Genomic DNA, 12,444 nt, shown 5'->3' on the forward strand with positions numbered 1-12,444 from the left:
CGCCGCCGTGCTCGCCGAGCACGGTGCCGTCAAGGTCCTCACGGCCGACGCGCCCGAGTTCTCGGACTACCTCGTCGTACCGAAGGTGGACGCGCTCCAGGCCGCGTACGACGCCGTCTCCCCGGCCGCCGTGCTCGTCCCCTCCTCCGCCGAGGGCAAGGAGATCGCCGCCCGCCTGGCCGTGCGCATCGGCTCCGGCATCATCACCGACGCCATCGACCTGGAGGCGGGTGACGAGGGTCCGGTCGCGACGCAGGCCGCGTTCGCCGCGTCCTTCACCACCAAGTCCCGCGTCTCCAAGGGCACCCCGGTCATCACCGTGAAGCCGAACTCGGCCCCGGTCGAGGCCGCTCCGGCCGCCGGCGCCGTCGAGGCGCTCGCCGTCACCTTCGGCGCCCTGGCCACCGGCACCAAGGTCACCTCCCGCACCCCGCGCGAGTCGACCGGCCGCCCCGAGCTGACCGAGGCCGCGATCGTGGTCTCCGGCGGCCGCGGCGTCAACGGTGCCGAGAACTTCCACATCATCGAGGCCCTCGCGGACTCCCTCGGTGCGGCCGTGGGTGCCTCGCGCGCCGCCGTCGACGCCGGCTGGTACCCGCACTCCAACCAGGTCGGCCAGACCGGCAAGTCGGTCTCCCCGCAGCTGTACATCGCCTCCGGCATCTCGGGCGCGATCCAGCACCGGGCCGGCATGCAGACCTCGAAGACCATCGTCGCCATCAACAAGGACGCCGAGGCTCCGATCTTCGACCTCGTCGACTACGGCGTCGTCGGCGACCTCTTCGCGGTCGTCCCGCAGCTGACCGAAGAGATCAAGGCGCGCAAGGGCTAATCCTTGACCGCGGGCGCTGACCTGCGGGTAAGTGGTCTCCGGGGCCGTGTGGTGTTTCTCACCGCACGGCCCCGAGTCGTTTGTCCCACGCGTCGGAGGGACCATTGACTGAGCGGAACCCCGTGACTAAATTCTGCAATGCGGATCTAAGCTTCCGTGAAGCGGAAAAGAGGAGAGTGCACGATGGGTCAGCAGGAGAAGGTGGCGACGAGCCTCGCAGGCGCGGTCAGCGAGGGCATCAGCGCCTCCCTCGCGCCGGTGGACGCGGAACTCGCGCGCCACTACCCGGGCGACCCCGGCACCCGTCAGCCCATCCACACGGTCTACGTGCCCGGTGACGTCTTCGACGCGGACACCATCCGCTCCTGGGGCGACCAGGCCCTCGCGGCCCTGGACGAGCACGCCCCGGACGCGGCCACCTTCGCCAAGGTACTCGGGATCTCCGACGAACTGGCCGTACCGGTCTACGACCGCGTCCGCGCCAAGCTCGCCTCCGAGCCCATCGAGGACCTCCGCGTCGACTTCGAGGACGGCTTCGGCGTCCGCTCCGACGAGGAGGAGGACCAGGCCGCCGCCCGTGCCGCCCGCCTCGTCGCGGAAGCGTTCTCCAACGGCACGAACGCCCCGTACATGGGCATCCGCATGAAGTGCATGGAGTCCAACGTCCGCGACCGCGGCATCCGGACCACCGACATCTTCCTCTCCGGCCTGCTCGCCCACGGCGGCCTGCCCGAGGGCCTCGTCCTGACCCTGCCCAAGGTCACGTACCCCGAGCAGGTCACGGCCTTCGTGAAGCTGCTGGAGGCCTTCGAGACCGCCCGCGGCCTGCGCCCGGGCCGGATCGGCTTCGAGATCCAGATCGAGACCAGCCAGTCCATCCTCGCCTCCGACGGCACCGCCGCGGTCGCCCGGATGATCGAGGCCTCCAAGGGCCGCGCCACCGGTCTGCACTACGGCACCTTCGACTACAGCGCCTGCGTCGGCGTCTCCGCCGCGTACCAGTCGAGCGACCACCCCGCCGCCGACCACGCCAAGGCGATCATGCAGGTCGCGGCCGCCGGCACCGGCGTGCGCGTCTCCGACGGCTCGACCAACGTCAAGCCCGTCGGCACCACCGAGCAGGTCCACGAGGCCTGGAAGCTGCACTACGGCCTCACCCGGCGCGCCCTGGCCCGTGCCTACTACCAGGGCTGGGACATGCACCCGGCGCACCTGCCGACCCGCTACGCGGCCGTCTTCGTCTTCTACCGCGAGGGCCTCGAAGCGGCCGCCGCGCGCCTGAAGGCGTACGTCGCGAAGATCGAGGGCGACGTCATGGACGAGCCCGCCACCGCGAAGGCGCTGGCCGGCTACCTGGTCCGCGGCCTCGACTGCGGCGCCGTCGGCTCCGAAGAGGTCACCGCCCTCACCGGCCTGACCCGCGCGGAGCTCGACGCCTTCGCCATCCCGCGCCGCTCGGCGACCCTGACGGCGACCGCCTGAACCGCGTGACCCCCTGAAACGAGGCCCGGCCGGCCTGCCCCCGGCCGGGCCTTCCGGCGTACGGCGACCAGGTGGCGGGCCAGCGCCGAGGCGGCGAGCGCGGCCACCAGCAGGCACACCCCCGGCCAGCCGGCCCGGCCGTGGACGCGTACGCCGAGCCAGGAGCCGGCGCTCCCGCCCAGGTAGGCGCAGGTCATGTAGGCGGTGTTGAGGCGGCTGCGCGCGTCGGCCCGCACGGCGAAGACCCGGGCCTGATTCGCGATCATGCCGGACTGCATGGCGATGTCCAGCACCAGCGTGCCCACCGTCAGGGCGACCAGCCCCGGCGCGCCGCCCCGGGCGCCCGCCGCCAGGACCACGGCCGAGAGGAGGACCGCGAGCAGGCAGACGAGGTTCACCGGATCGGGGCCCCACCGGTCGACCAGGCGACCGGCGAGCGGGGTGCAGAACATCGTGGCCGCGCCGACCAGCGCGAGCAGCCCCACGGCCTGCGGTCCCAGACCGTACGCCGGCCCCGTGAGCAGGAGCGCCACGCAGGTCCAGACGGCCGAGAACGCCCCGAACACGGTCGCCTGGTAGAGGCAGGAGCGGCGCAGCTGCGACTCGGTGCGCAACAGGCGCAGGGAATCGGCCACCAAGGCCCTGTACGGCCTGGGCGCGGGCGGCGCCGTCCGCGGCACCGACACGGCCAGGACGGCCGCGAGCAGCAGGAGCAGGACGGCGGCCACCAGATAGGGGGCCCGCCATCCCAGCCGTTCGCCGAGCGTCGCGCCGAACGTGCGGGCCAGCAGCATTCCGCCGATCGACCCGCTCAGCAGGGTGCCCAGCACCGCCCCGCGGCGATCCGGGGCCACCAGCCCGGCCGCCAGCGGAACGATGACCTGCGCGGCCACCGTGGTGATCCCGACGAACACGCCCGCGGCGAGGAGGAACCCGAGGCTCGGGGCGCAGCCCGCGGCGAGCAGACCCAGCCCGGTGAGGGTGAGCAGGGTGACCAGCAGCGGGCGGTGGGAGAACCGGTCGCCGAGCGGGACCAGCAGGAAGAGCCCGGCCGTGTAACCGATCTGGGTGGCGGTCACCACCGAGGAAGCCGTAGCGGGGGAGGCGCCCAGCCCGGCGGCGATCAACGGGGTGATGGCCTGGGGGAAGTAGAGGGTGCCCACCGCCACCGCGCAGGCCGACGCCAGGATCAGCACCGTCCCGCGGCTCATCTCGGCCTGCCGGCCCGCAGTTCGTGTCATGACCGAAGTCCACGCCACCCCGGCCGCGGCGCAAATCGATGTAGCGTATTGCTTAATGATCAGCTTCGAGCTCGGCGTCGAGGACCTCGCAGACACCCGCTTCGCCCTCTCCCCGCTCGGTGAGACGGTGCTCAGCCTGCGGGTGCTGCGCGAGCCCGGCCTGTCGGCGGTGCACCTGCCGTGGCGCAGGGACGTCCTCGGCCGGATCGGCGCGCTCGACACCGGGCTGCTGATGTCCCTCGTCGCGCAGCGGCGCACGCTGCCCGACTTCCTGACCCCGCCGCCCGCCGTCTTCGCCCCGGACTTCGAGGCGGAACTCGCCGTCGTCCGGGCCACCCCTCCCGGCCTGGTCCGGCGCGACCTGCTGGCCGCGCACGCCCCGGACCCGCTCCCCGAACCGCTGCGCGCGGCCGACGCCCCCGCCGACGAACCCGTCGCGCGACTGCGCGACGACATCTGCGAGCTGCTCCGGCGCTACTGGGAGGTCGCCGTCCAGCCCATGTGGCCGCGGATGAGGCTGCTGCTGGAAGCCGACATGACCTACCGCGCACGGCAGTTGGCGGTGGGAGGCGCACGCCGGCTGTTCGCCGACATGCACCCGAACCTGCGCTGGCACGACGGAGTCCTGCACATCGGCGCGATGATCAGCAGCCACCACGTCGCGGCGCGCGGGCGGGGGCTGCTCCTGGTGCCGTCCGTCTTCGTCCACAAGCCCGCGCCCCCGGTCAGCCCCGAGGAACCGCCGCTGCTGGCGTACCCGAGCCGGGGGGTGGCGACGCTGTGGACCCCGCCGCCCACCGCGGACGCACCCGCGCTCGTGGCCCTGCTCGGCGGCCCCCGCGCCCGGCTGCTCGGCCTGCTCGACGAGCCGCTGCCCACGGTCGAGATCGCCCGCCGCTTCCGGGTCACCCCGAGCGCCGTCTCCCAGCACCTGCGGGTGCTCCACGCCGCGGGCCTGCTGAGCAGGGCGCGCGACGGACGGCAGGTCCTCTACCGGCGCAGCCCGCTCGGCGACCAGCTGGCCGGAGGAGGTGCGACCGGGGAGCTCAGTGCCGGGGACCCGGAGCGGTGAGCGTCAGTCGGCCGGCGGGAGCTCGCCCGAGCCGCGGGGGATCAGACGGGTCGGGAGTTCGATGCGGGCCGTGGGCAGATCGGCGCCCGCCAGACGCTGGAAGAGGCGGTCCGTGGCCACGCGGCCCATGGCCGCCGCGTCCTGGGCGACCACGGTGACGCCGGGACGCAGCAGGTCGGCGAGCTCGAAGTCGTCGAAGCCGACCAGCGCCACCGGACGGGGCCCGGCCGCGAGGACCCGTACGACCGTGACCGTCACCCGATTGTTGCCGGCGAAGAGGGCCGTGACCGGCTCCGGACCGCTGAGCATCGACCGGGCGGCGGCCGAGACGCGGTCGGGGTTCGTCGGGCCCAGGGAGACCCAGGAATCGGCGACCGGCAGTCCGGCGGCCTCCATGGCCGCGCGGTAGCCCCGCAGTCGCTCGGTCGCCGTGTGGATGTGCGGATGGTCGCCGATGAAGCCGATCCGGCGGTGGCCGCCCGCGATGAGGTGGGCGACCCCGTTGCGGGCGCCGCCGAAGCTGTCGGACAGGACCACGTCCGCGTCGATCCGGCCCGCCGGCCGGTCCACGAACACCGTGGCCACCCCGGCCCGGATCTCCGGCTCCAGGTAGCGGTGGTCGTCCCCGGCCGGGATCACCACGAGGCCGTCCACCCGGCGGGCGCACAGCGCGAGCGCCAACTCCCGCTCGCGGTCCGGGTCCTCGGCGCTGGAGCCGTTGATGAGCAGCGCCCCGTGCGCGCGGGCCACCTCCTCCACGGCCCGGTTGAGCGGCCCGTAGAAGGGATCGGAGAGGTCCTCGAGGACGAGACCGACGGTGGCCGTACGGCCCTTGCGCAGCACGCGGGCGCTGTCGTTGCGGCGGAAGCCGAGCGCCTCGATGGCGTCCTGCACCCGCTTCTCCGTGTCCGGGGTGACCCCCGGCTCCCCGTTGACCACGCGCGACACCGTCTTCAGGCCCACGCCGGCCCGGGCCGCCACGTCCTTCATGGTCGGCCGGTTGCCGTAGCGGGGCTCGGGCGGGCGACGGGTGTGCGGCACGGTGGGGAACCTCCGGTGCGTCGGGCGCCCTGACGGCGGGAACAGGCCTGTGACCTCGAGGATAAGCACTCGGCCGGGCAGCGGGGTTTCCGTGACAGGGTGGTGCGGGCAAGCCACTGGGGGCATCCGGAGAGGGGTAGACGTGATTGTCTGGATCAACGGTACTTTCGGCGCCGGGAAGAGCAGCACGGCCCGTGAACTGACCGGGCTTCTGCCTGACAGCACCCTGTTCGACCCGGAGTTCATCGGTGACGCGCTGCGCGTACTGCTGCCGCGCAAACGTCTGGCGGAGGTCTCCGACTACCAGGACCTGCCGAGTTGGCGGCGGCTGGTCGTCGACACGGCGGCCGCGATGCTCGCGGAGCTGGGCGGGGTGCTGGTGGTGCCGATGACCCTGCTCAGGCAGGAGTACCGGGACGAGATCTTCGGCGGGCTGGCCGCGCGCCGGATCGAGGTGCGGCACGTGCTGCTGGCCCCGGCGGAAACGATCCTGCGCGAGCGGATCGCCACCCGGGAGGAGTCGGGGGAGCCGGCGGAGGTGGACCTGAGGGTGCGGCACTGGGCGTACGACCACATACCGGCCTACCGGCACGCCCTGGGCTGGCTGACGGCCGACGCGCACGTCGTCGACAACGGGACCCTGACGGTACGGGAGACGGCGGAGCGGATCGCCGAGGCCGTACGCACCGACGCGGCACGCGTCTGCGACATCGTGCAGACCCCGCAGCCGACCCGGGAGACGGTCGCGGCCGGGGTACTGCTCTTCGACGACGCGGACCGGGTGCTGCTCGTGGACCCCACGTACAAGGCCGGGTGGGAGTTCCCCGGCGGTGTCGTCGAAGCCGGCGAGGCACCGGCGTGCGCGGGATTGCGGGAGGTCGAGGAGGAGCTGGGGCTCGTACTGAACCGCGCCCCGGAGCTGCTGGTCGTGGACTGGGAGCCGCCGTGTCCGCCCGCGGGGTACGGGGGACTGCGGCTGCTGTTCGACGGCGGCGAGCTCTCGCCGTCGCAGGCCGGGCGGCTGCGTCTGCCGGGGCCGGAGCTGCGGGCGTGGCGGTTCGTGACGGAGGCGGAGGCGGCGGACCTCCTCCCCGAGGTGCGCTACGAACGACTGCGGTGGGCCCTGCGCGCCCGGGAGCGCGGCCGCGCCATGTACCTGGAGGCGGGCCGGCCGGTCCCGTAACCGGGCCGGCGGCCGCGCCCCCGCGGCAGCGGAACGGGCCCGCTTCAGCCGGTGCTCAGGAGACGTCCGCCAGGCCGGCGGCTTCGGCGGCTTCGGCGGCTTCGGCGGATTCCGCGGCTTCTGCGGATTCCGCGGCCGTGAGCAGGGCGGATGCCGCGTCCGCCGTCAGGGGGTCGCCGTGGCCGAAGCAGGCCACCGAGGGTGCCAGTGCGGCCAGTCGACGGAAGGAGGCGACGGCCTCCGCGCGGTCCACGTTGAAGACGCCCAGCATCACCTGGCCGACCCCGGCGACACAGTCACCCGTGAACAGCACACCGTGCGAGGGGAGGTGGACGGCGATGCTGCCGGGGGTGTGGCCCGGGGCGTGGACGACGACCGCGCCGTCGCCGAAGGGGAGTACCTCGCCGTCCGCGAGCTCGCGGTCCACCCGGGTCGGCGGGGCCTCGGGCACCGTCATGCCGTGTGCGTACAGCGGTAGTTCCCAGTCCAGGAGCACCGGCTCCGGAACCGGCCGCTCGCCCCGGATCACCGGGGCGTCCAGCCGGTGCGCCAGCACCTGCGCGCCCCATCGGGCGGCGAGTTCGCCCGCCGCGCCGACGTGGTCGCGGTGGCAGTGGGTCAGGACGATCCGCTCCAGCCGCTCGGGCCGCAGCCCGAGGGAACGTATCGCGTCCTCGATCGCGGCCGCCGAGGTGGCGTGGCCCGCGTCGATCAGGGTCAGGGCCGCCCCGTCGCGCCAGAGATATGCCTGGCCGATGGGGAAGCGGAGCATGTGGAGCCGTGCGGGGATGACTTCGACGAGATCCAGATCCATCGGCCGAACGTAACCGGGCCGGTCCCGCTCCCGGCGGAGATACGCCGAGAGCGGGGTTCGCCCGTAGCGGACCCCTCCCGACGGCCATCGGCCGGCTGTCGGGAAGGCCCGTCGCAGGCCGTCAGACCTGCTTGGACTCCGCGTAGTTGACGAGGAACAGCGCCTCGGCGACCGAGAGGCGCTCCAGCTCCTCCGGGGCGACGCTCTCGTTCACCGCGTGGATCTGCGCCTCGGGCTCGCTCAGCCCGATCAGCAGCATCTCCGCGTCCGGGTACAGCGAGGTCAGCGTGTTGCACAGGGGGATCGATCCGCCCATGCCGCTGATCTGCATCTCCTGGCCCGGGTACGCCGCCTTCATGGCCCGCGCCATCGACGCGTACGCCGGGCTGTCGGTGTCCGCCTGGAACGGCTGGCCCTGGCCGACGACTTCGAGCTCGAGGCGGGCCTGCCACGGGGTGTGCGCCACCAGGTGCGCCTCCAGCAGCTTGATCGCCTGCGTCGTGTCCACGCCCGGCGGCACCCGCAGGCTCACCAGCGCGCCCGCGCTCGCGTGCACCGACGGGGTCGCGCCGACCACCGGCGGGGAGTCGATGGCGAGCACGGTGACCGCGGGGCGGGCCCACAGGCGGTCGGCGACCGTGCCCTCGCCGATCAGCTCGACGCCGTCCAGCACCTTCGCGTCCCTGCGGAAGTCGGCCTCCGGGTACTGGAGTCCCTCCCACACCGCGTCCGAGGCCAGTCCGTCCACCGTGGTCGAACCGTCCGGCGCGCGCAGCGAGGCCAGCAGGTGGATCAGGGCGGCCATCGCGTCGGGGGCGACCCCGCCGAACATGCCGGAGTGCAGGTTGCCGGCCAGGGTGTCGATCTTGACCTTCAGCAGGGTCATCCCGCGCAGGGTCGCCGTGACCGTGGGCAGGCCCTTGCGGAAGTTGCCCGCGTCGCCGATCACGACGGCGTCGGCGGCCAGGAGTTCGGGGTGGGCCGTCGCGTACTGCTGCAGACCGCCCGTGCCCTGCTCCTCCGAGCCCTCGACGATCACCTTCACGCCCACCGGAACACCGCCGTTGGCCTTCAGGGCGCGCAGCGCGAGCAGGTGCATGATGAACCCGCCCTTGCAGTCCGCCGTACCGCGCCCGTACCAGCGGCCGTCGCGCTCGGTCAGCTCGAAGGCGGGGGAGATCCAGGCCGCGTCGTCCAGCGGGGGCTGCACGTCGTAGTGCGCGTACAGCAGGACGGTCGGCGCACCCGCCGGACCGGGCAGGAAGCCGTACACCGACTGGGTGTCGTCGGGGGTGTCGAGGAGCGCCACGTCCTGGAAGCCCTCGGCGCGCAGCGCGTCGGCCACCCAGTTCGCGGCGCCCTCGCTCTCGCTCTTGGGGAACTGTGCCCAGTCCGCCACCGACTGGAAAGCCACCAGCTCGGACAGCTCCTGCTTGGCGCGGGGCATCAGCGAGGCGATGGTCTCGGCGATCGGATGCGACGACATGGGCACGCTCCTCTTGGGTGCGACGTTGGGGTATGTGTGTGCCTCCCGCATTCGCGGGGTGGGCGATGCGGGTAGCGGCCAAAGGCTGTCTCGATCCTCGCACAGCGGGGCAGTCCGTCTCGCGCCGTAGGATTTCACCGGCATCGGAGCAACGGCGTGAACCGCAGGATCAGGAGCAGCAGCACATCGTGAGCAGCGACGAGAGCGACAGCGGCGACGTACGCGACGCGGCGGCAGGACAGGCCGCCGAGCGGGCGGACGCGGAGGTGGCCGGGGGGACCGGCGAGGTGTGGGACGTGGTCGTGGTCGGGGCCGGGCCGGCCGGATCCTCGGCCGCGCACGCGGCGGCCGCCGCCGGGCGGCGCGTCCTGCTGTTGGAGAAGGCGGAACTGCCCCGGTACAAGACCTGTGGCGGAGGCATCATCGGCCCCTCGCGCGACGCGCTGCCGGCCGGTTTCGTACTGCCCTTCAAGGACCGCATCCACGCGGTCACCTTCTCGCTCGACGGGAAGTTCCCCCGGACGAGGCGTTCGAAGCAGATGCTGTTCGGGCTGATCAACCGGCCCGAGTTCGACGCGGCGCTGGTCGCCGAGGCGGAGAAGGCGGGCGCGACCGTCCGGACGGGCACGGCCGTGGCCCGGGTGGAACAGCACGGGGCCGCCGTTCCCGACCGGCGCACCGTCGCCGTGGTGCTGGCCGACGGCGAGACCGTGCTGGCGCGGGCCGTGGTCGGCGCGGACGGCAGCGCGAGCCGGATCGGCGCGCACGTCGGCGTCGAGATGGACCAGGTCGACCTCGGTCTGGAAGCGGAGATCCCCGTGCCGGACACGGTCGCCGCGGACTGGAAGGGCCGGGTCCTCATCGACTGGGGCCCGCTGCCCGGCAGCTACGGCTGGGTCTTCCCCAAGGGCGACACGCTCACCGTCGGGGTCATCTCGGCGAAGGGGGAGGGCGCCGCGACCAAGCGGTACCTGGACGACTTCATCGCGCGGCTGGGCCTGTCCGGCTTCGAACCGGCCCTCTCCTCGGGCCACTTGACCCGCTGCCGCAAGCCCGGCTCACCGCTCTCGCGCGGCCGGGTGCTGGTCGCCGGCGACGCGGCGGGCCTGCTGGAACCCTGGACGCGGGAGGGCATCTCCTTCGCGCTGCGCTCGGGCCGGCTCGCCGGGGAGTGGGCCGTGAAGGTCTCCGAGGCGCAGGACGCGGTGGACGCCCGCCGCCAGGCGCTCAACTACGCCTTCGCCGTCAAGGCCGGACTGGGCGTGGAGATGGGCGTCGGCAAGCGGATGCTGACCGTCTTCGAGGCCAAGCCGGGGCTCCTGCACGCGGCGATCACCGGCTTCCGGCCGGCCTGGCTGGCCTTCGCCCGCATCACGCGCGGCTCCTTGACCCTGGCCGAGATGGTGCGTACGTATCCGCTGGCGCGCAAGGCGCTGCACCTGCTCGACGCCAGGCAGGCGCGCGGCCGGGGCGAGGGCGCGGACCGGAGCGCGGACCGGGCCGGGAACCAGGCCGGGGACAAGGCCGGGGACAAAACCGGCTCCCAGGACTGAAGGCGGCTCCCCGAGGGGAGCGGGGTACGCGAGTACCGCTGTGCGGAGTGTGGCGGTCCTGCCGGGTGCAACCGGTGGGGCCGCCGCCGCGTTTCGGGGACCGGGAGGCGCAGGCCCGCGGGTCAGTCGGTGACCGTGATGCGGAACACGGGGTGGTCGGCGGCCGCTTCCCGGAGCTCGGACTCCGGGGAGTTCACGGTGACTCCGCCGAAGAACCGGTTGACCTCCCAGCCCCACTTCTTCAGGTAACCGCGCAGGACGACGGCCTGCTCGGCGGGGTCGGTGAGTTCGGTGACGGTGAAGGTGCTCACCTTGCGCCCCAGGCGGAGCTCGCCGCCGCCGGCCGCCCGCATGTTGCGCACCCACTGGGAGTGGCCGCGGGCGGAGACCAGGTACCGCACACCGTCCTGGGTGTAGGGGTTCACCGGGATGCGCTGCATCTGGCCGGACTTGCGGCCGCGCACCGACAGTTCCGCCGTGCCGGCCAGGCTGATGCCGAGACGGGCGAGCCTGCCGAGCAGGGCGTTGAAGCGGAGGTCGAAGCGGCTGACCTGGACGTAGTACGGCTTGGGCGCGTTCATGGCGGCCTCCGAGAAGATTGGGAGAGCACTGCTCTCGCTTGAGACCAGTGTGCACGGATCGGCGCTCCAAAACAAGAGCAGTGCTCTCGAAATGGATCGGCGCTCCCGTTGTTGGGCACTGCTCTACCTGCGTGGCACACTGATTCCCATGAGCACCGTGCGAGGGGCCAGGGAACGGGCCCGCATCGAAGTCACCGCCGCCATCAAGGACGAGGCCCGCCGCGCACTCGCCGCGGAGGGCGCCGCCAAGCTCTCGCTGCGCGCCGTCGCACGCGAGCTGGGCATGGTCTCCTCCGCCCTCTACCGCTACTTCCCCAGCCGCGACGAGCTGCTCACCGCGCTCATCGTCGACGCCTACGACGCCGTCGGCGCAGCCGCCGAGGCCGCCGACGCCCGAACGCTCACCGCCGGCTCCGGTCCCGGCTCCGGCCCCCGCGCCCGCTGGATCGCGGTCTGCCGGGCCGTCCGCGCCTGGGCGCTGGAGCACCCGCACGAGTACGCGCTCATCTACGGCTCGCCCGTCCCCGGCTACACGGCCCCCCTCGACACCATCGGCCCCGCCTCCCGGGTCGGGATCGTCCTCATCGGCATCGTCCGTGCCGGCTACGAGGGCCGTGGCATCGCCCTCCCGCCGCTCCCCGCCGAACTGCGCCCCGAAGCCGAGCGGATGGCCGCGGACTTCGCCGAGGGGCTGCCCCCGGAGGCCACCGCCGCGCTGGTCGCCGCCTGGGCGCAGCTCTTCGGGCTGGTCTCCTTCGAGCTGTTCGGCCAGTTCACCCGGATCGTCGAGGAGCGCGAGGCGTTCTTCACGCACGCCGCCGGTCAGCTGGCGCACGGGGTGGGCCTGCCCGCCGTGTGACGGACCGGCGGAAGTTCGCTTGTCAGTTCCTCATACCGAAGCGGAGGATTCGGCCCTGGCCGGCCCGGCGGCCCGTCTAGTGTTCCTCGGGTCGCGCCCCCGTGGTCGCGCCGTCCGCCGTCCCGTCGTTGCTCGAGGAGCAGTCATGACCCGCGCCGCGAAGGCCGTCTACGCCGTGCTCGCCACCCTCTTACTGGCCGCGCCGGCGCCCGCCGTCACCGCGTCGGCGAGCTCGGGCGGGGCCCCGGCCACCACCGCCGCGGGGGCGCGGGCCCGGGCGGGGGCCGGAGCCGCGACTCC

At 73.4% G+C, this 12,444-nt stretch carries 10 protein-coding genes and 1 pseudogene; 6 read left to right on the top strand and 5 right to left on the bottom strand.

Translation table 11 applies throughout. The features are described 5' to 3' along the window. Together ACWGDE_RS28370 and ACWGDE_RS28375 are read left to right on the top strand one after the other, a co-directional pair. A partial coding sequence (locus tag ACWGDE_RS28370; protein WP_453391872.1) for an electron transfer flavoprotein subunit alpha/FixB family protein occupies positions 1–832 on the top strand: 832 nt, incomplete at its 5' end. 183 nt (positions 833–1,015) lie between these two features. Further along, the gene (locus ACWGDE_RS28375) at positions 1,016–2,314 is read left to right on the top strand and encodes a DUF6986 family protein (RefSeq protein ID WP_453391873.1); all 1,299 of its coding nucleotides are present in this window, start codon (positions 1,016–1,018) and stop codon (positions 2,312–2,314) included. Between the two features lie 53 nt (positions 2,315–2,367). On the opposite strand, the pseudogene ACWGDE_RS28380 reads toward ACWGDE_RS28375, so the two are convergent. Beyond that, positions 2,368–3,555: pseudogene (locus ACWGDE_RS28380) on the bottom strand (MFS transporter); the annotation flags it as partial. A 55-nt stretch (positions 3,556–3,610) separates the two neighbouring features. Here ACWGDE_RS28380 and ACWGDE_RS28385 point away from each other — a divergent pair. Next, positions 3,611–4,627, top strand: coding sequence for an ArsR/SmtB family transcription factor (locus ACWGDE_RS28385; protein ID WP_453391874.1), 1,017 nt, complete (start codon positions 3,611–3,613; stop codon positions 4,625–4,627). 3 nt (positions 4,628–4,630) lie between these two features. On the opposite strand, the gene ACWGDE_RS28390 is transcribed toward ACWGDE_RS28385, so the two are convergent. Then, the gene (locus ACWGDE_RS28390) at positions 4,631–5,668 is read right to left on the bottom strand and encodes a LacI family DNA-binding transcriptional regulator (RefSeq protein ID WP_453391875.1); all 1,038 of its coding nucleotides are present in this window, start codon (positions 5,666–5,668) and stop codon (positions 4,631–4,633) included. Between the two features lie 142 nt (positions 5,669–5,810). Here ACWGDE_RS28390 and ACWGDE_RS28395 point away from each other — a divergent pair, with 142 nt between their 5' ends. Further along, positions 5,811–6,851, top strand: a complete 1,041-nt coding sequence (locus ACWGDE_RS28395) for an NUDIX domain-containing protein (protein WP_453391876.1) — start codon at positions 5,811–5,813, stop codon at positions 6,849–6,851. Between the two features lie 55 nt (positions 6,852–6,906). Here the strand turns inward: ACWGDE_RS28395 and ACWGDE_RS28400 are convergent, their stop codons facing one another. After that, a complete protein-coding gene (locus ACWGDE_RS28400; protein WP_453391880.1) occupies positions 6,907–7,659 on the bottom strand; it encodes an MBL fold metallo-hydrolase in 753 nt (250 codons plus the stop codon). 127 nt (positions 7,660–7,786) lie between these two features. Next, positions 7,787–9,151: a M20/M25/M40 family metallo-hydrolase gene (locus ACWGDE_RS28405; protein WP_453391877.1), complete on the bottom strand. Its 1,365-nt coding sequence runs from the start codon at positions 9,149–9,151 to the stop codon at positions 7,787–7,789. Between the two features lie 266 nt (positions 9,152–9,417). On the opposite strand from ACWGDE_RS28405, the gene ACWGDE_RS28410 reads away from it, so the two are divergent. Beyond that, positions 9,418–10,704 carry a geranylgeranyl reductase family protein gene (locus ACWGDE_RS28410; RefSeq protein ID WP_453391881.1) on the top strand — a complete coding sequence of 429 codons (1,287 nt, stop codon included), beginning with the start codon at positions 9,418–9,420 and terminating at the stop codon, positions 10,702–10,704. Positions 10,705–10,826: 122 nt separating this feature from the next. Here ACWGDE_RS28410 and ACWGDE_RS28415 read toward each other — a convergent pair whose 3' ends face one another. Then, a complete protein-coding gene (locus tag ACWGDE_RS28415) occupies positions 10,827–11,285 on the bottom strand; it encodes a nitroreductase/quinone reductase family protein (protein ID WP_453391878.1) in 459 nt (152 codons plus the stop codon). Positions 11,286–11,433: 148 nt separating this feature from the next. Here ACWGDE_RS28415 and ACWGDE_RS28420 point away from each other — a divergent pair, with 148 nt between their 5' ends. After that, entirely contained in the window at positions 11,434–12,144 is a 711-nt protein-coding gene (locus ACWGDE_RS28420; protein WP_453391879.1) for a TetR/AcrR family transcriptional regulator, read from the top strand. Positions 12,145–12,444 lie beyond the last annotated feature (300 nt).

It is taken from the genome of Streptomyces sp. NPDC054956 (genome assembly GCF_053609185.1).

Bases quoted from the DNA above. Each gene is read 5' to 3' on its own strand.
- ACWGDE_RS28375 (WP_453391873.1), top strand. From the start codon at position 1,016: ATGGGTCAGCAGGAGAAGGTGGCGACGAGCCTCGCAGGCGCGGTCAGC.
- ACWGDE_RS28385 (WP_453391874.1), top strand. From the start codon at position 3,611: ATGATCAGCTTCGAGCTCGGCGTCGAGGACCTCGCAGACACCCGCTTC.
- ACWGDE_RS28405 (WP_453391877.1), bottom strand. From the start codon at position 9,151: ATGTCGTCGCATCCGATCGCCGAGACCATCGCCTCGCTGATGCCCCGC.
- ACWGDE_RS28415 (WP_453391878.1), bottom strand. From the start codon at position 11,285: ATGAACGCGCCCAAGCCGTACTACGTCCAGGTCAGCCGCTTCGACCTC.
- ACWGDE_RS28420 (WP_453391879.1), top strand. From the start codon at position 11,434: ATGAGCACCGTGCGAGGGGCCAGGGAACGGGCCCGCATCGAAGTCACC.